The 18,331-nt window shown below is 72.0% G+C and carries 14 protein-coding genes; 2 read left to right on the plus strand and 12 right to left on the minus strand.

Annotation, left to right across the window (positions count from 1 at the left end; all coding sequences use genetic code 11):
- Positions 1 to 43: 43 nt before the first annotated feature.
- The gene (locus WMF44_RS49665) at positions 44 to 1,594 is read right to left on the minus strand and encodes a hypothetical protein (RefSeq protein ID WP_437297052.1); all 1,551 of its coding nucleotides are present in this window, start codon (positions 1,592 to 1,594) and stop codon (positions 44 to 46) included.
- A 519-nt stretch (positions 1,595 to 2,113) separates the two neighbouring features.
- Here WMF44_RS49665 and WMF44_RS49670 point away from each other — a divergent pair.
- Positions 2,114 to 3,022 carry a penicillin-insensitive murein endopeptidase gene (locus tag WMF44_RS49670; RefSeq protein WP_437297053.1) on the plus strand — a complete coding sequence of 303 codons (909 nt, stop codon included), beginning with the start codon at positions 2,114 to 2,116 and terminating at the stop codon, positions 3,020 to 3,022.
- Positions 3,019 to 3,954, plus strand: coding sequence for a DNA-methyltransferase (locus WMF44_RS49675; RefSeq protein WP_437297054.1), 936 nt, complete (start codon positions 3,019 to 3,021; stop codon positions 3,952 to 3,954). The genes WMF44_RS49670 and WMF44_RS49675 overlap by 4 nt, the downstream gene beginning before the upstream one ends.
- Before the next feature lie 55 nt (positions 3,955 to 4,009).
- On the opposite strand, the gene WMF44_RS49680 is transcribed toward WMF44_RS49675, so the two are convergent.
- The 11 genes from WMF44_RS49680 to WMF44_RS49730 form a co-directional block, all read right to left on the minus strand.
- Positions 4,010 to 6,289 carry a tetratricopeptide repeat protein gene (locus WMF44_RS49680; protein WP_437297055.1) on the minus strand — a complete coding sequence of 760 codons (2,280 nt, stop codon included), beginning with the start codon at positions 6,287 to 6,289 and terminating at the stop codon, positions 4,010 to 4,012.
- A complete protein-coding gene (locus tag WMF44_RS49685; RefSeq protein WP_437297056.1) occupies positions 6,214 to 7,587 on the minus strand; it encodes a hypothetical protein in 1,374 nt (457 codons plus the stop codon). Before WMF44_RS49685 ends, WMF44_RS49680 begins: the two co-directional genes overlap by 76 nt.
- Positions 7,588 to 8,151: 564 nt before the next feature.
- Complete coding sequence (locus WMF44_RS49690; RefSeq protein WP_437297057.1) at positions 8,152 to 8,757, minus strand: L-threonylcarbamoyladenylate synthase; 606 nt, start codon at positions 8,755 to 8,757, stop codon at positions 8,152 to 8,154.
- A 202-nt stretch (positions 8,758 to 8,959) separates the two neighbouring features.
- Complete coding sequence (gene atpG, locus WMF44_RS49695; protein WP_437297058.1) at positions 8,960 to 9,931, minus strand: ATP synthase F1 subunit gamma; 972 nt, start codon at positions 9,929 to 9,931, stop codon at positions 8,960 to 8,962.
- Positions 9,932 to 9,937: 6 nt separating this feature from the next.
- Positions 9,938 to 11,830, minus strand: coding sequence for a F0F1 ATP synthase subunit alpha (gene atpA / locus WMF44_RS49700; protein ID WP_437297059.1), 1,893 nt, complete (start codon positions 11,828 to 11,830; stop codon positions 9,938 to 9,940).
- A 116-nt stretch (positions 11,831 to 11,946) separates the two neighbouring features.
- Positions 11,947 to 12,489 carry an ATP synthase F1 subunit delta gene (atpH, locus tag WMF44_RS49705; RefSeq protein ID WP_012241970.1) on the minus strand — a complete coding sequence of 181 codons (543 nt, stop codon included), beginning with the start codon at positions 12,487 to 12,489 and terminating at the stop codon, positions 11,947 to 11,949.
- Positions 12,486 to 13,487: a F0F1 ATP synthase subunit B family protein gene (locus WMF44_RS49710; RefSeq protein ID WP_437297060.1), complete on the minus strand. Its 1,002-nt coding sequence runs from the start codon at positions 13,485 to 13,487 to the stop codon at positions 12,486 to 12,488. Before WMF44_RS49710 ends, atpH begins: the two co-directional genes overlap by 4 nt.
- Positions 13,484 to 13,951: an ATP synthase F0 subunit B gene (locus tag WMF44_RS49715; protein WP_437297061.1), complete on the minus strand. Its 468-nt coding sequence runs from the start codon at positions 13,949 to 13,951 to the stop codon at positions 13,484 to 13,486. Before WMF44_RS49715 ends, WMF44_RS49710 begins: the two co-directional genes overlap by 4 nt.
- 187 nt (positions 13,952 to 14,138) lie before the next feature.
- Positions 14,139 to 15,599 carry a hypothetical protein gene (locus tag WMF44_RS49720; protein WP_437297062.1) on the minus strand — a complete coding sequence of 487 codons (1,461 nt, stop codon included), beginning with the start codon at positions 15,597 to 15,599 and terminating at the stop codon, positions 14,139 to 14,141.
- 19 nt (positions 15,600 to 15,618) lie between these two features.
- A complete protein-coding gene (locus WMF44_RS49725) occupies positions 15,619 to 16,215 on the minus strand; it encodes a tRNA-(ms[2]io[6]A)-hydroxylase (RefSeq protein ID WP_437297063.1) in 597 nt (198 codons plus the stop codon).
- Between the two features lie 232 nt (positions 16,216 to 16,447).
- The gene (locus WMF44_RS49730) at positions 16,448 to 17,512 is read right to left on the minus strand and encodes a hypothetical protein (RefSeq protein ID WP_437297064.1); all 1,065 of its coding nucleotides are present in this window, start codon (positions 17,510 to 17,512) and stop codon (positions 16,448 to 16,450) included.
- Between the last annotated feature and the right edge of the window lie 819 nt (positions 17,513 to 18,331).

The raw sequence follows: 18,331 nt of genomic DNA on the forward strand, positions 1-18,331 counted from the left end.
CGCCTGCTCGCCGGCGTCGCGCGCTTACCGATACAGGGGCGACCTACTTGTTGAGCGGTGCTGTCGACGCGCAGCGCAGCAAGGCGAGCTTCATCGCTTTTCCGGCCGGGTGCGCCACGAGCAGCGCATCCGCGGAGGCGGCGATCGGCTCGCCGCGCCCGAGGGCCGGCTCGGCTTGCAGCCCGCCGTCGAGCTCGCCTCTCGCGGTGAGCGTCGCGAGCTGCGTCGGGCCGGACGCGTTCGCGATCGCGAGCCATGCCGCTGCGCCCGCGGCCTTCGCCGGGCCTCGAGCGCCGGGAACGAGCGCCGGCACCCCGGCGCCCAGGCCCAGCGCGGCCTCGGGCGGGGCGTCCTGCTCGCGATCGCCGCCGACGAGCACGCGCGGCTCGCTGGCGCCGCCGAGCCGCACCAGCACGGCGCTGATGCGCCCCCCGATCGAGCCGCTCGGGGTGTCGTCGTCCCGGAAGGCGAGGATGAGCCCGTCGTCGTCGCCGAGCGTCAGGTCGTACGCCAGCACGTGTCCGTTCTTGGGGGTGACCGCGCGGGGCGTCGCGGTGAGCGCGCCCGTCTCGTCGAGGGGGACCACCTCGATCCACTGGTGGGTGATCGTCTCGCCTGCCGCGGCGGTGTCCTCGTCGCCGTCGTCCATCTTGGCCGCGGCCTTTCGCGCCGGCTCCTCGGCGCGCGCGATGTACGCGAGCCAGTAGCCGCCCGGCCGGCCGAGCACGCGCGGCATCTCGGCGTCGGTGCTCGGCTGGGAGACCGGGCGGGCCGACGTCACGGAGCGCAGCGTGCCCACGTCGGCGGAGGCGAGCATGATCCGCGATCGCTTGCCGTCGCGGGTCACGTCGTCCCAGACGATGACCGCGCGCTCGCCGGACGCGGCGATGTCCAGCGCGAGCGACTCGTCCCGCCCCTCGGCGAGCTCGGCCCCCCACGTCACGTGGTCCCCTTCGACCCTGGCGACCTTGATCGCGCGCCCGCCCGCGTTCGGCTCGAGCATCGCGGCGAGGATCGCGCCCCCGGCGCCTGCGACGACCGGAGGATCCATGTCTCCGCGCGATCGCGCGAGGCGGACGAGCTTCCCCTGGGCGCCGTCGGCCGAGAGCGTGGCCACCATCGCGACGGTCCCGCCCTCGGCTTCGCGCTGGGCGCCCACGGCGAACCCGCCGGAGAACGTCGTCCCGCGGCCTACCTCGACGGCGAACGGCGCGATGTCTTCAACGCCGTCCGCGCCGCCGCCCCCCGCGCCTTGCTCGGCCCCGCGCGCGGGCGGCGCGTCGCCGATGACGAACGGCGGCGGGCTCGCGGGCGTGCAGCGCGGGGGCGCCGGCTGCTGCGCCGCGGCGGCATCGTCGGCGTCGCTCGGCGCGGACGCCGCGGGGCTCGCGCTGGGCGGCGCGGGCGCGTCGCTCGCGGCGCCTCCCGGGGCGGAGCAGGCGCGCCACACGACGAGGCCACCGACGGCGAGGGCGACGGCCAGCGCGCCCTTCCAGGCGACGCCCTCGGGCTCGTCCGCTGGCGGCGGCTGTCGATCTGCGCCCGTGCTCCCCTGGCTGGTGTTCCGCTGGGCGGCGCGCTGGTCGGGATCCATGGGGCGTGGGTGTTAGCGCTGATCGCTCCGCGAGGGCAGGGGGAGCGTATTGCGGCGCCAGATCTGCGTGGCAGTTCGGCCGCCTCTGCGCGGCGCGACGCCGGTTCGCGCGCGCTGGGTCGTGCCGATATCCATCGATGCTCGATATCCACCATCGAGGGACCAACTCGGGGCGCAGGACCCTGCGAGTTCACCTCCGCCAGGAGGACGAGCGATCACCGAAACAGCCATCTTGTTCCCGGGCCCGGCGTGCGTTTGAACCAGGCCGATCGTGTCCACGACGGGCCTCCCGACACGGCCCCTCCATGGATCATCAACGACCTGAACTTTCATGGGGATCGCACGCGCGCAGGCGAGCTCATCTGCGTCGCCGGCTGGACCCACGATCGCGGCGCGCGCCGCGCTCCGGGCATCCTGGTGAGCCGAGAACTTCCCCTCCGCCGCCGGCGAGGTTAACGAGCGGCTGTCAGCTTCGTCCGTCCGGCGCCTGGCGCCGCGGCCCTCCTCTCTTTCGTCGTGATGACCAGCCGTCCTCTCCTCGCCGCCTTCCTCCTCGGGCTCGTCGCGCTCTGCTGCGCGGCCTGCGTCGGCTCCTCGCCCACGCCGCTCGCCCCCGCGCTCCGCGGCTCGATCGGCGTCCCGCACCACGGCGTCATCACCGACGCCGTCGAGCTCCCGAAGCAGGGCCCGGGCTACCGGCTGCTCCGCAGCAACGGCATCCGGTGGGGGACGGCGGGGCTGGTCGCCGCGGTCCAGCGCGCCGCGGCGGAGGTGGCGCTGGCGCGGCCGGGCGGCGCGCCGCTCGTCGTCGGCGACCTCTCTGCGCGCTACGGCGGCGCGACGCGGGGGCACCGGTCCCACCGCACCGGGCGCGACGCCGACCTCTTGCTTTACGCGCTGACCCCGGACGGCCGCCCTGTGCGGTCGCCGGGCTTCGTCGCCATCGGGCCGGACGGGCTCGGGCGGATCAGCGACGGCGCCGAGGAGCCCGCGTCGCCGCGCGCCGGCGCGCCTCAGTACGTCCGCTTCGACGTCGAGCGGGAGTGGCTGCTCGTGAAGTCGCTCATCCGCTCGCCCGAGGCGCACGTCCAGTGGCTCTTCCTGGCCCGCTGGCTCGAGGCGCTGCTCATCGAGTACGCGCGCGCGCTCGGCGAGGACCCGGAGCTCATCTGGTACGCCGAGAGCGTGCTGCTCCAGCCGGGCGACAGCACGGCCCACGACGATCACATCCACCTCCGCGTCGCTTGCACGCCCGACGAGACCCTCTCCGGCTGCCTCGGCGGCGGCCCGCGGTGGCCGTGGCTGCCGGCGGTACCAGAGCTCATCGCGCCGTCGGACAGCGATCTCGCCGCGGCGTTGCTCGACGACCTCCTGCCTGGAAGCGCCGCCGCGGGCTCTCGCGTGGCGGCTCCCGACAGCGCGCTGTGAGCCACCTCCTTGCGCACGGCGACGCGGCCGACGTCTGCGCGGCGCTCCCCGCGGAGGTGCGGTTCGATCTCGTCTACCTCGATCCTCCCTTCGGCGTCGGGACGACGATGACCGCGCGGGCGGCGCGCGGCCAGGCGCGCGGCCGGCGCAGGCCGGAGAGCGGGCCCGACGCGTACGACGATCGCGCGAGCGCCGACGCGCTCGTCGCGATGCTCGCGCCGCGCCTCGAGGCCATCCGCGATCGCATGACCGAGGGCGCGACGCTGTACCTGCACCTCGATCACCGCGCGGTCCACGACGCGAAGGTCGCGTGTGATCGCCTGTTCGGCCGCGGCGCCTTCCTCGGCGAGATCATCTGGGCGCCCGGCAACGGCGGCCGGGGCGCGCGCGGCTTCTCCGTCACGCACCAGACGATCCTCCTTTACGCGCGCGCCGCGAGCGAGCGCGGCCAGGTGGTCTACAACGCCGCGGATCCGACGCTCCGCGAGCCGTACGCCGAGACCAGCCTCGCGATGCATTTCAAGCACCGCGACGAGGACGGCCGCCTGTACCGCGAGCGGATCCTCGGCGGCAAGGCGTACAGGTACTACGCCGACGAGGGCCGCCGGCTCGGGAGCGTGTGGAGCGACATTCCCGGGATGGTCGCCAACACCCCGCTGCGCCGCGAGGCCACCGGCTACCCCACGCAGAAGCCGGAGCGGCTGCTGGAGCGCATCGTCCGCGCGTCCTCCGCGCCCGGCGCGACCGTCGCCGATCTCATGTGCGGGAGCGGCACCACCCTCGTCGCGGCCGCGCGCCTCGGCCGCCGCTTCGTCGGCGGCGACCGGAGCCCGCTCGCCTTCGCGACGGCGCGGGAGCGGCTCGACCGCGAGGGGATCGTGTACACGGCGCTGGAGGTCCCGCCGGCGCCGGGCGACGGGGTTGCACCGTAACGGGCGAGCGTCGTGAGGGGACCGCCGAGCGCAGCTCAGCGGGTAGAAGGGGCCATCACGAGCTCGGCGCGTTGCGTGCTTTCAGCATGCGTTCTGTGGTCTCGATGGCATGAGGCTCCGCAGCCTCCGTCTGGCTGGCCGAGCGTGGAAGATTCCTCCCGATGTCGCGGGTCAACGGATGATCGGGCCCCAGCTGACTGCGCAGCGTCTCGTGCGCTCGACGGCGCAAAGCGATACCGCGTTCCGTTTCGCCCAGGGCCAGGAGCACAGCTCCCAGGTTCCCCTCCATGACGGCCACCTCGGGGTGCCGGGCGGTCCCGTGAACGCGCTCGAGCATCGGGAGCGCGCGCTCGAGCGCCTCGCGTGCCCCCCCGAGGTTGCCCTGGGACAGGAGCACCATGGACAGCGACTCGAGCGAGGCGCTGATATCCTCGGGAGCGTTCGCCCCCTCGATCTTCGTCCTGATGCTCAGCTCTTGCTCCAGGAGCTGCCGCGCGTACGGCAGCTCGCCTTGCGCGAAGAGGACCCGGGCGAGGTGGTGGAGCGAATCGGCGACACCAGGATGCTCTCCCGTCCCGTAAACCCGCAGCTGGATCTGTAGCGCCCGCTCGAGGAGCTCGCGCGCCCCTCTCGAATCCGACTGGGCGAAGAGGGCGCGGGCGAGCTCGCGCAGCGAGGCGGCGACGCGCGGGTGCCAGTCTCCGTGCACCTTCGTCTCGATACGGAGCGCCTGCTCCAGGAGCTCGCGCGCGCGCGGCACCTCACCCTGCGCGAAGAGGACGCGAGCGAGTTCGCGCAGCGAGGCGGCGACGCGCGGGTGTTCCTCGGTCCCGTGCGTCCTCGTCAGGAGCGACGATGCCTCCTCCAGCTTGGTGCGCGCGCCGGTCAGATTGCCGGCGGCGATTTGAAGTTGAGCCAGCTCGCGAAGCACGTTCGCGCCCTCGAGGGAGGGCTCGACATCGTGATCGTCCACGAGCGTCAGCGCCTCTTCCAACTGCTTACGGGCTCCCGAGAGGTCGATCGACTGGATCACACCGACCAGCTCATCGACCAGCTCGGCGTGCTCCTTCAGCTCGCTCTCGGCGAAAACTTCGCGCAGGATTTCCCGGACCCTGCCCAGCTGCCCTCCGTCGGCCAGCGCCACACCCAGCGTGCGAGCGGCATCCATGTTGCCGCGCTCCTCTGCCAGCGCGCGCTGCGCCCAGTGGACGGCCACGATCGGATCCCCGTCCGCGATGGCGCCGCGCGCAGCACCGATCCAGCGGCGCTCGGCGATGAGCTGCTCGCAGGAGAAACGGAGATCCCGACGAGGCGCGATGTTGGTGCGCAGCAGGGACGTCCCCACTCCTCGCGCCGGCGAGATGCCATGTGCGCTGCAGAGCGGCCATAGCCGCTGCACCGGATCACCCGCTGCGCGCGCAACATCGTCGAGCCGCGCCTGCGGGAGGCCTGCCTCGAGCAGCCTGACCGCCGTCGTGACCGCATCGCACTCGAAATCGAGGAGCGCCGCGAGCCGTCCAGCGCCCTCGGCTCCCGCGGCCTCGAGCTCCCTGATCGCCTGCGCGAGCGGCATTGGACGCGAGTCCACCTCTAGCAGGCCCATGCTGCCGGTACCGGACATCGCGGCTCGACCGCGCGCCACGACCCGCTCGGTCACGAGCGGCTCTCTCCGCCCAGCTTCCACGAGCGCCCAACGCAGGCGGCGCAGCTCGAAGAAGCTGTCGACCTCGCAGGCTTCGATCCAGCCGCCGTCTGCCGCCCGGATCGCCTCCACCAGCGCCGGATACGGCGCCGTCGCGGACACGCGCACCCGCGTGCTCGCTGGCAGCGCCGCCGTGAACGCCTCATCGAGATCTCCTTCTTGCCAGAACATCCCCCAGCCCCGCTCGTCTGCCGCCCGGATCCCCCAGACCACCGGCGGCCACGGCCCTCTCGGGCACTCCAGCCGATGGGAGATCCAGTGGAAGAAATCCGGCGCCTTCCTCGCCAGGGCCGCCGAGGTCGCTGCGTCGCTGAACAGGATCACCCGGAGCGCCCGCTCCGCCAGGATCGGCCGCTCCACGTTCAGCCACCCCGCCTGCGCGGCGTCCGGCACGAGCACGACCACGGCACCCTTCGGCGCACGGGCAAGCTGCGTCGCGTCGGTGTGCACGAAAAGGTCCGGCTCGCCCATGGCGAGCGCCCGCACGAGGGACCCGAGCCGCTCGGGTCGCGCCTGGTCGATGAGGACGAGGACGCCTGCCTCGCCGAGCCGCAGGATCAGGCGGAGCCGCTCGTGGAGCGCGCGATCGGCCGGAGCAGGTGCATCGTCAGGAGCGGATGGGGGTAATACCATTCGGACTCGTTCGGATAGGGCAGGAGGTGGCCGTACGTGAGGAGCTCGCGCGCCCTCCCGTCGGAGGGGATGCGATGCCGCGGGTTCGCCATCACCGCCTCGAGCACCTCGATATGACCTTCATCGAGGCCGGTCTCGAGCAGCCGGCGCATGCTGTCGAGCACCGCGTCGACGAGCGCCGGCGTCGCGTGCGGCGCGTCCTCGAGCCAGGCCTGCTCGGCGAGCGCTCGGATCAACTTCACGAAATCGCGCGCCCTGCCGCCGGAGTAGTAAGCGAGCCGCTCTAGCTCCGCCCGCGCGACGAGATCCGGCGCGCCCAGATCGGCGGTGCGCCGCGCGTAGAGCTCGCAGAAGAAATCGAGCCCGGGCCCGCGCTGCGTCGGATCGCGGTGATCCATGACCGGCTCGTTGACGAGCGGCAGGATCAGGTTGAAGCGCGGGATCGCGCTCGCCACGGGGCTCGATCGCAGCGCGAACGGGCCGCTCACGACCACGCGGCACTCGAGCTGCGCGATCATCTCCGACTCGATGAACAGCGCCTCCGCCCGTTCGAGCTCGACGATCCGGTCCAGCCCGTCGATGAGCAGCAGGATCCGCATCGCCTTCGATTGCACGTGTCCGATGAGCACGTTGACGGCCTGGAGCAGCGTCTGCATCTCCGCGTCCTGATCGCGCCGTCGCCGTGCGGCCTGGCCGATGGGCAGGTTCCACTTGAGCGCGCCGGACGCGGCTTCGAGCACCTTGAGCCCGATCGCGCCGGCCGCCGCGGCGGGCGCGCCGAGCAGCGGCAGTCCTGCCGACGCGAGCACCACCATCGCCTTTGCGAGCGCGCCCGCGTCCACGGCGGCGGCCTGCGCACCGGGCGTCTCGGTGGCGCGCGCAACCTTCTCCCACGCGGCCGAGAGATCGGCGACATGGGGCGGGGGGATGGGGTAGGGGAGGAGCTCGCTGGCCGCGCGGACGAGGGCGAGGCCTGCGAGGAACACCACCTCCCAGGCGCCCACGTTGCGCAGGGCCTGCTCGTCGCCGACGACCTCGGCGAAATGGCGGTGCAGGTCGAGCACGATGACGAAGTCCTGGCCGCTGCGCGCCTCTGCGATGCGGAGGAGCTCGGTCGACTTCCCGGTGCCCGTCGTGCCCGTGACGAGCGCCCGCGTGTCCCCGAACGGCATGGCCACACGCTGGACGATTCGGCTGGCAGGGCTCCGCACCCGCTCGGCTCGCCACGCCCGGTTGTCCGCCGGACGGAAAGGGTCGAATCGCTTGTAGATGGTCTCCCAGACGGCCCGGCGCGACACGGCACGACCTTAGCAGACCCAGCACCGGAGCACTTGTTCGGCCCCCGTGCGCCGGACGCGGACCCAGGCAGCGCGGCTCGCGCGCGAGAGGAACACGGCGTGGCGCGGCGCCTCCATGGGGGCGCTTGCGCGCAGCCACGCCCAGCGACTCCGCTCGGATCGCGTGCTGTCGAGCCGTCCATCCCTTGAAAGGCGGTGCTGGGAGGCGCGGACGCCGGTTTCAAACCTTGAGAAAGCCTCCTCGGTCACCGAGTGGCCCATTTCAACGCTTGAGAAGGCCTCCCAGGCCGCCGAGTGGCACACTTCAACGCTTGAGATGGCCTTTTAAGTCGCCGAGTGGCACACTTCAGCGCTTGAGATGGCTCACTCGTCGCCCGAGTGGCCCATTTCAACGCTTGCATCAAGCGTTGCAACCGGCTCGCCCCGCATTGCGAGGAGGGAGCGTCGGCCCGAGGATGCTGCTCGTTGCGCAGCGCAGCGAGGGCCGTTGGCCGAGCTCGCGAGGGTAGAGGGGGAGGCCCGAGGAGAGGGGCTCGGACGCCCCGCTTTTCCTCTCGCCCTCGCTCAGACCAGATCGTCCGTCGGCCCCGCGCCCTCGCGGACGATCTGCACCTCGCCCTGGCTCAGGTCGATCACGGTCGTCGGCACCGACCCGCCGGTCCCCGCGTCGAGGACGAGGGCGAGCCCCGGGAACCGGTCGTCGATCTCCCCCGGATCGATGATCGGATCCTCCCCTGGCGGCGCCGCTGTCGTGCTGATGAGCGGCCGCCCGAGCGCGCGGACCAGCGCGAGCGCGACCGGGTGGTTCGGCACGCGGATGCCGACCGTCTTCTGCTTGAGGTGCACGTACTTCGGCACCTCGCGCGTCGCTGGGAGGATGAAGGTGTACGGCCCGGGCAGGTAGCGCTTGAGGATGCGGTACGTCTGGTTCTCGACGATCGCGTAGCGCGCGATGTCGCTCAGATCCGGGCAGATGAACGCCAGGTTCTTGTTCTGGCGCATCCCCTTGATCTGATACACCCGCTCGATAGCCGCCTTGTTCATCAGGTCGCACCCGAACCCGTACACGGTATCGGTCGGGTAGCCGATGACCTCCCCCTTCTGAATGAGATCGATCGCTCGCGCGATCTTGCGGGGTTCCGGGTGATCGGGGTTGATGGGCTGGAGCACGGGAACGCAACCATGGGGCAGCCCGGTCGGCTTCGCCAGTGCTGGCTGCGCGGATGTTCGGCCAGCGTCGGGGCAGCCGGGTGCGGGCGCTGCAGGTGAAGCGAGTGAAAGCGAGGCGGGGCGAAGCCCCGAGACGCGAGCCGGCCGCACGCGCGGCCGGCCCGAGGCGGCGATCGAAGATCCCGGCGCGCGGCGCGGCTCGCTACTCCTTGAGCGCCTCGCTGCCGCCGATGATCTCCATGAGCTCCTTGGTGATCGCCGCCTGACGCGCCTTGTTGTACTCGAGCGTCAGGTTGTCGATCACTTCCTTGGCGTTCTTGTTCGCGGCGTCCATCGCCGTGAGCTTCGCGCCGAGCTCGCTCGCCATCGACTCGTAGAGCGCGCGCAGGATCGAGATGTCCACGTACATCGGCACGAGCCGCTCCAGGAGCGCGCCCTTGTCCGGCTCGTAGAGGAACTCCGCCGCCGCGGAGGGCGCGCCGTGGCCGCCCTCTTCCCCCTGCTCCTGCTCGTTCGCCGGACCGCCGGCGGGCGGCAGGAGCCGCTCGACGACGACCGTCTGCGTGATGGCGCTCTTGAACTCGTTGTAAACGAGGTAGATCGCGTCGATCTCGCCCTTGTTGAACGGGGCGAGGAGCTTCGCGCCGACGGCCTGGGCCGTCTCGAGGTTGAGCTTGTCCCAGACCCCGGCCAGGTACTCGAGGATCGGCGCGCCGCGGCGGTTGAAGTAGTCCCGACCCTTGCGGCCGATGATCGCGAGCTGGACCTCCTGGCCCGCCTCCGTCCGGCTCTTCCACTCGCGCTCGGCGCGCTTGTTGATGTTGGTGTTGAAGGCGCCACAAAGCCCGCGGTCGCTCGTGAGCACCACGAGCAGCACGCGCCGCTCCGGGCGGGTCACGAGCAGCGGGTGCAGCGCCCCCTCGCCGCCGGCGGGCGCGCCCGCCTCGCCCTCCGCCCCGATCCCCTCCGCCGCGAGCGCCTCGGCCGCGGGAGCCGCGTCGCGCGTGATCGCCGAGAGCACCTCCTGCACCTTCACGGCGTAGGGCCGCAGCTCGGTGATGCGCAGCTGCGCCTTGTTGAGCTTGGCGCCCGCGACCATCTTCATGGCGCGGGTGATCTTCTGCGTCGACTTGACGCTGGAGATCCGCTTGCGAATGGACTTGAGGCTGGGCACGGCTGCCTACTTTTCCTTTGCCTTCGAGGCGCTCTTCCCGCTCTTCGACTTGGCCTTCGGCGCCGGCGCCTCCTCCTCCTCGTCGCCCGCGCCGTCCTCGTCGGCCGCGGTCGAGGCGCCGCCCGCTTCCACCGCGAACCGCTTCTTGAAGGTGTCGATCGCCTTGGTCATCCGGGACTTGAGATCGTCGTCGAGGACCTTCTTCTCGCGGATGTCCGTGAAGATCTGCGGGTGCTTCGCCTCGACGAACTTGTAGAGCTCTTCCTCGAAGCGCGAGAGCGAGCTCACCGGCAGGCTGTCGAGCAGGCCCTGCGTGCCGGCGTAGATGATGAGGATCTGCTTCTCGACCGCCAGCGGCACGTACTGGCCCTGCTTCAGGATCTCGGTGAGGCGCGCGCCGCGCTCGAGCTGCGCGCGGGTCTTCGCGTCCAGGTCCGAGGCGAACTGGGAGAACGCCGCCATGGCGCGGTACTGCGCGAGGTCGAGGCGGAGCGTGCCGGCGATCGACTTCATCGCCTTGATCTGCGCGTTGCCGCCGACCCGGCTGACCGAGATGCCGACGTTGATGGCCGGGCGGACGCCGGAGTAGAAGAGGTCGGCCTCGAGGAAGATCTGCCCGTCCGTGATGCTGATGACGTTCGTCGGGATGTACGCCGACACGTCGCCCGCCTGCGTCTCGATGACCGGCAGCGCCGTGAGCGAGCCGCCCGACTTCGGATCGCGGACGATCTCGTAGTCGCTCGCCTTCGCCTTGTCCGAGAGCTGCTGCTCGAGCTTCTTGATCTCGTCCTTCTTCTCGTCCTTGCGCGCCTGCTCGAGCTTCTCGAAGAGGGCCCCGTCGATCGTCTTCCAGAGCGAGTCCTTCGCCGAGTGCATCCCGTGCGCCCCGACGTGCGCCTTGCCGTCGACGCCGCGGTACGAGGCGTCGCCGCCCTCGATCTTCGTCCCCTTCGACACGACGTAGAAGACGTCGGCCATCTTCGCGGCGCGCTCGAGGAGCCGGGAGTGGAGGTAGAAGACGTCGCCCGGGTACGCCTCGCGGCCCGGCGGGCGGCGGAGCAGGAGCGAGAGCTGGCGGTACGCGACCGCCTGCTTCGACAGATCGTCGTAGATGCACAGCGCGTGGCGCCCGCTGTCACGGAAGTACTCGCCGATCGTCACGCCGGTGTACGGCGCGATGAACTGGAGCGGCGCGGTCTCGCTCGCCGTCGCGGCGACGATGATCGTGTACTCCAGCGCGCCGTGCGCATCGAGCTTGTCCACGACCTGGCGCACCGTCGACAGCTTCTGGCCGATCGCGACGTAGACGCAGATGACGCCCTTGCCCTTCTGGTTGATGATCGCGTCGACGGCGACGGCGGTCTTGCCCGTCTGCCGGTCGCCGATGATGAGCTCGCGCTGGCCGCGGCCGACCGGGATCATCGCGTCGATCGCCTTGATGCCGGTCTGCATCGGCTCGGTGACCGGCTGGCGCTGGATGATGCCGGGCGCCTTCACCTCGACGCGGCGGCGCTCCTTCGTCTCGAGCGGCCCCTTGCCGTCGATCGGCATGCCGAGCGCGTTCACGACGCGCCCGAGGGTCGCCTCGCCGACGGGCACCTCCATGATGCGCCCGGTCCGCTTGACGGCGTCGCCCTCCTTGATGGAGCTCGTGTCGCCGAAGATGGCGGCGCCCACGTTGTCCTGCTCGAGGTTCAGCACGAGCCCCATCAGGCTGCCGCCCTCCGAGCCGGTGAACTCGACGAGCTCGCCGGCCATCGCGCGGCTCAGGCCGTGCACGCGGGCGATGCCGTCGCCCACCGTGAGCACGGTGCCCGTCTCGGTGACCTGAGCGGCCTTGTCGATATTCTGGATTTGCTTCTTGATGATCTGGGAGATCTCTTCGGCGCGGAGCTGCATGCGGAGTCCTCTGTCGGGAGACGCTTGGGCTGCGGAGTCAACGTCGTCAAGGTCGAGGGGGCGCCGAGCGCCGGGCCACGACCCATCATGAAACAGGGGGGCTTGCTCGCGTCCCCTCAGGTCCTGAGCAGGTTGTCACGGAAGCTCGACAGCCGGGTCCGGAGGCTGCCGTCGATCACCTGATCGTCGATCTGGGTCACCACGCCCGCGATGAGCGAGGGGTCCTGCCTGTGGGTGACCGAGATCTTCCTGCCGGTCGCCTTCTCGAGCTCGGCCCGGAGCCGGTCGAGGTAGCCGTCGCTCAGCGGGCCCGCGCTCGTCACAACGGCCCGGGCGACGTTCTGGTCCTGATCGACGAGGAGCGCGAGCTGCCGCGCGATCTCGGGCAGCGCCGCGAGCCGCCGGCGCCGCGCCAGCAGGAGGAGGGTGTTCTTCGTCACGTCCGAGAAGGCGGCGCGGCCGCCGAGCTCGCGGAGCAGCTCCTCGCGCGAGGCCTCCGGGATGAGCGGGTTGTCGAGGACGAGGCGGAGCTCCTCGCTCGCCGAGTACATCGCGCTGGCGTCCCCGATCTCCCTGGCGAGGGCCGCGAGGGTCCCGGTCTCCTTGCCGATCTCGAAGATCGCGCGCCCGTAGCGTCGGGCGACGGACTCGTAGCTCATGTCGCTGCTCCGGTGGTCTGGGCTCCGCGGCGCGCGCCGGCGGAGACGGCCGCGGGGATGGCCTTCAGGTACTCTTCGTTGACCCGGTCGAGGTCCTGCTGGCCGATGCGCTGCCGGAGCAGCTCCTCGGCCGCGGCGACGGCGTTCTGCACCGCCTCCTGGAGGAGCATGGCGCGCGCGGCCTTGAGCTCCTGCTCGGCGCGGAACTCGGCGTCGCGCCGCATCCGGACGCGCCGCTGCTCCGCCTCGGCGAGCACGTGGGCCTTCTCGACCTCCGCCTGCGCCGCGTGCTCGGCCTTGAGCTCGGCGAGCGTCTCCTCGAGCCGCGTGAGCTTGTCCTCGTACTCATCGAGCCGCTGCTCGGCCTCCTGCTTGAGGCGCGACGCGTTGTCGAGCTCCTGCGTGATCGTCTGCTTGCGCTTCTTGAGCGCCTCCGCGATGGGCTTCCTCCCGAAGCGGACGACGATGAGCGCGAGCAGCCCGAAGTTCAGGACCGACGCGAGGAACGGCGGCGGCTCGTTCTTCGGATCGCAGGGGTTCTGGTCGTTGTGGTAGCGCCAGAGCAGCGCGTTGATCCCGCCCTTCGCGGCCGCCTCGTTGTTCACGCCGATGAGGCCGTGCCACCAGTTGACGTGCGGCGGCGGATCCGTCGGGCCGTGCCCGGGGCAGTGCCCGTCCCCGTGGGAGGCGTGCTCGGGCTGCGCGGGCGGCGGCGCGGGGCGCGCGCGGCCGGGCTGCATGCCCGGCGGCCGGAGCCCGTGCCCCGGCGGGAGCTGGCGGCCGCCCGGCCCGAGCGGCCGGCCGGGCTGCGCGTCGCGCGGGCGCTGCGGCATCTGCGGCGAGCCCGGCTGCGCCTGGGCAGGCGCCGGGATGGGCGGGTGCCCGGGGGGCAGCGCCGGGTCGGAGCCCGGCGGCTGCGTCTGAGCGAGCGCCGTACCGGCGGCGAGCGCCGCGGCCAGGCCGAGCGCGAGCGAGGAGCGGCGGAGCGGCTTCTTCACTGGCGCACCTCGCGGCCGAGCATGCTGGCGGCGATCTCCGCGGCGAGCGCGGGCTGGGCGGCGGAGAGCTCGCCGCGCATGCGGGCGACCTCGGCCGCGATCTTCGCCTTGCTGTCCTCGAGGATGCGCGCCGTCTCGGCCCGGGCCTCGGCCATGATCTGCGCCTCGATCTTCGCCGTCTCGGCGCGGAGGCGCTCTCGCTCGATCCCGGCCTCGCGCCGGACCTTCTCGATCTCGGCCTCGTAGCGGGTGAGCAGCTCGCCGGCGCGCTCGTCCATCTCGCGCGCTTCCCGCTTGGCGCCGTCGGTGCGCCGCTCGCGCTCCTCGAAGACGCGGAGCAGCGGATCGAACAGGAGCGGCTTGAGCACGACGACGAACGTCGAGAACAGGACGACCTGCGCCAGGAACGTCAGATCGAAGTCGACGGCGATGGGGCTGGCGCCGGACGCGAGGAGTGGGTGCATTGCGTTCGGGTTCACGGGTGCTTGTTCGGCGACGAGGGCGGCGCAGCGCGAGCCGCTCGCTGCCCCACGCCCCTCAGGGGGGCGATTTCGCGAGCCGGCACTAGCACGTGTCAGTCAAAGCTGGAAGGGTTCTCGCAGAGCGGACGAGCCCCTCCTTAACATCACGTCTCCTCACGACGCGCCCGCGCTACAGGCCCGCGAGCGAGCGCATCATCTCGTCGAGGCCCGCCTCGAGATCGCCCTCGCTGGCGCGCGGCGCCGGCGCGCGTGCGCCGTCCTCGTCACGGATGGCCTCGGCCGCGCGCGGATTGCGGAACCAGTCCTCGTCGAAGCGCTCGATCAGGCCGCGCCGATCGCGCGCGGCGAGGAGCGCCCCGGCGAGCCGGACCGCCGCGCCGGGATCGAGCGCCGGGACGACCCCGGCGAGCGCGCCCGGGATCGGCGCGCCGAGCGCGCGCGCAGTGGTCTCCTCGAAGCGGTCGCTCCGATCGCGCGAGGCCCGGAGCAGCACGTGCCCGCCTCCGTCCTGGCCGGCGCCGAACACGAGCGCCACGGTCGCGGCCTCGAGGCGCAGCGACAGGAGGAGGCTGCGCGCGGTGGCGCGCGCCTGATCGAGCGCGCGGCCACGGCCGAGCCCGAGCGCGCGGGCGCAGAAGACGGGATCGGCGACGAGGCCGCCGAAGAGCGCGGCACGGCGCGCCTGCCGGAGATCGAACGGCGCGCGGGAGAGCGCGAACGGCCCGCGCGCTCCACCACCACGCGCGAGCGCCGCGCCGAAGCGGGCGAGCGCGCGCGCGAACGACGCCGCGCCGAGCGGCCGCGGCAGCGGTCCGAGATCGATCGCGACGCCCTCGGTCAGCTTCGTCGCGCGGAACAGCTCCTCGATCCACCGCGGGCCGAGCCGCGCCGGCCACCCCGACGCCGCGTCGCGGCCGACGGCGCGCCCGAGCGCGGCGTGCCAGGTCGGCTCGAGCGCGATCACCGACTCGGTCCGGCGCAGCACCGCCTCCGCGGCGCCGATCGCCGCGCCGGGAGGGTCGCAGGGGATCTCGATCGCGCGGAGGCCCTCCTCCGCGAGCCGCCGCGCCGCCTCGTGCCTCCGCTCGACGAGGACGCGGGCGGCGTCGGCGACCGCGCCGGAGCCCCGGGCGAGCGCCTCGGCGAAGATCTGCCGTCCGGCGCTCGTCGGGTCGGCGAGCAGCCTGAGCCGCGCCTCGTGGGGCGACATCCGCGCCGGCTCGGGCAGGTCGATCGTGACGAGCGGCGCGTGCCAGGCCGTGGCGAGCCGGACGCGGTCGGCCCAGAGGACGCGCTCCAGCGTGAGCGCGTAGACCCAGTCGGCGAGGGGGGCCGCGAGGCCGGTCGGGTCCGGCGCGGCGGGCGACGTCGGGCTCGCGAGCCCGAGCTCCGCGCCGAGGCCCGGGGTCTTGCCGGTGAGCTCGAGGTAGGTCGACCGCGAGCTGACGCGCCGGAAGGGATCGAGCGGGTTCTCGAGCCTGGCCCTCGCCTCGGCCGCGCTCGGGCCGTCCTCGTCTGAGGCGGGGGGGGCCGGACCGCGCCGGGCGAGGTCGCCGTGCGCCGCGCGCCACGCGCGCTCCGCGCGGGCGACGTCCCGGTCGAGGCGGATCAGATCGATCTCCATGCTCATGACGCCATTTGCCCGTGCATCACCCGTGCACCGCGGGTGCCGTCCCGAGCCGCCCGGCGATCTCGCCCTCGGCGCGCGCGAGCTCGGCCAGCCGGCCTCGGGTGGCGTCCTCGTCGCCGGCGACCTCGACGGCGAGGTCGACGAGGGTCCGGTAGTGCCGGGCCTCCGACGCGAACAGCTCCTCGTAGAGCGGCGCGAGCTCGTGCTCGCGCGCCGCGAGCCCGTCGGCGAGCAGCCTGAAGCGCTCGCAGGAGCGGGCCTCGATGATCGCGCCGACGAGCAGCCGATCGATGAGCGCGGCCTTCGCGTTGCGCGCGCAGGTGCTCGATGCCGCCTTGCGCAGCTCGCTCGCGTAGACGTCGGTCTCTGGCTTGCCGAGCGCGAGGCCGCGCTGCTCGATCACGTCGAGCAGCGCGCGGAAGTGCCGGAGCTCCTCCTCGGCGAGGTCGACGAGCGCCCGCGCGAGGCGCGGGAGCGACGGCCAGCGCGCGGCGAGGGACAGGGCGTTCGACGCCGCCTTCATCTCGCAGTGCGCGTGATCGGTCAGCAGCGCCGGCAGATCGGCGAGCGCCACGTCAGCCCAGCGCGGGTCGGTCGGTAGGGTCAGGCACAGCACGCAGCGCCGACCTAGAGCAGCCGCGCCGCGGCGAGAAGGGGGAGCCGGGCCCCGAGGCCGGCGCGGGCGCGACGATCGGCCGTCGAAGATCGCTCCGGACGCGTCGCAGAGCGACGGTCACCCGCACAGGAGACGGGCCCAGATCGGCGTTTTCGGCGCGCAAGCGCACTCCGGTGCGCTGAGCACCGAAAACGTCGAGGTGGGCCCGTATCCGAAGCGGGTGGCCGTCGCTCTAGAAGGTGTCGGACGAGCCGCGGGTCAGCCCGCTCGACTCTAGGTGGTACGCGAGCCCGACCACGAACGTGGTGGGTCCTCCGCCGGCGAGGGCCCGCCGCACGGTGCCCTCGACCGCGAACTGGGTCCCCACATAGGCGAGCCCGAACGACAGCGCGTGCTGGTCGGCGCCCTGGTCGAAGCGGTAGCCGGCGCGGAGCGGGAAGTGATCGGCGACGAGGTACTCGCCGCCGGCCATGAGGCGGAAGGTGGTGTCGCGGTAAGAGTTGAGGTCGGCGAGCCCGTCGACCTCGATCGAGAAGTCGGCCGTGCCGAGCCCGATGCCGCCGCCGACCGTCGTGGGGAGCAGCCCGTTGTCCGGATAGGTGAGGTTCTGTCCGACGGCCGCGATGTACAGGCTGTCGGTCGCCTTGACGGTGAGCGCGGCGTCGAACGTGAACTCGTCGACGAAGGAGTGCCGGCCGACGAGCTTCCCGTTATCCCACGCGCGCAGCCCGCCCGAGACGGAGCTGTCGCCGAGGCCGCCCTCGAGCAGGGTCCCGTCCTGCGTGATCTTGGCGTAACGGCCGGTGAGCCCGACGAAGACGCGCTCGGTGAGGGGGTAGGCGAGGCCTGCCCGCACGTCGAGGTAGGAGCGCTTGATGCCGCCGTCGTCCATGTCGACGAAGCCACCCACGAAGGAGAGCGCCCCGGCGAGCTTGCCGGTGACCGAGTCGACGACGACGCCGCCGTAAGCGTGCCGGCCGGCCTCGGGGCTCCCCTGGAAGAGCGCCTGGAGGTGGTAGACGCGGGTCTCCACCATGGCGGACGGGTTGAGGAAGACGGCCGACGTCCCGTTCCCGAGGGCGCGCAGCGCGCCCCCGAAGGCCGCTGCGCGGGGCGTCTCATTCTCTCCGTAGGCGTAGGCGAGCTGGGGCGGCAGCTCGTCGGCCGCCGCCGCCGGCCCCGCGGCCGACGCCATCAGGAGCGCGCCTGCCGCCGAGAGGGCCCCGGCCCGCCAGGCGGCCGCCGCCCGGCGCGACGCCCCCTCCGGCCGCTGCGCCAGGAGTGCCCCCCTTGTCAACCGGATCCCTGACGACATCGCCTCGCCATACCGCACACCTGGACCCCGGGGGCAAATTCTCGGCTCCTGAAAACCGGCGAACCTCGGTCGCTCTGTGCTGGACGAACTCCGTCTTCCTCAAAAAGCTGGAAAACCCGCCACGTCGAGGCTCTTGACGACGAGATGAGCGGGTTTTGCTCTGCAATCGTGAGCGCGTCGTAAAAATCACCGCCCCGCGTCGGGAGTTTTGGCGCCTCGTGTCCGGCAGCCAGAGCTCGGTCGACGCGAAGCCGACTTCGCAGTGTGTCAGGGACTGAATTTATAACAATGGTATCGGATACTTGAGCCAAGTTTCGCAGTTGGGGATAGACGCCCGGACTCACCCGGTGCTACCTCCGATTCGTCCTCGGGGCGGTTCCGTGCCGCACCGGGTCCTCCAAAGGGTGGCCTCGAAAGGGGCGCTGCGGGTTACCGAGCTCTGTGAGGCGGTATGGGGGACGGCTGTGCCGATCTGTCTTTCAATGCGATGGACCTCGACGCGACGGCTGTACCCCCACCTCGATCGGCGTGCTCGGCTGCAGCCGGGCCGGGCCCAGGTACAGGAGGGCTGTACTGTTCACCCGCAGTTGGCGGGCGCATGTGGACGATTCCCCGAGGACGAAGCGGCCGTGGGCGGACTGTTGAAAAGTCGACACGCCCTTCGATTACATTCAGAATAACATAGAGATCTCCAGGAGTTAGAGGCGAGTCCTCGCTGTGAGACCTGTGGATAAGTTGGGGGCGACGGTTCTTTCGGTCGCCCCCGAAACCTATTTTCGTGGAGCGGACTTCAGAGCAGCG

The organism is Sorangium sp. So ce426, from assembly GCF_051475585.1.
GTDB lineage: Bacteria > Myxococcota_A > Polyangia > Polyangiales > Polyangiaceae > Sorangium > Sorangium cellulosum_B.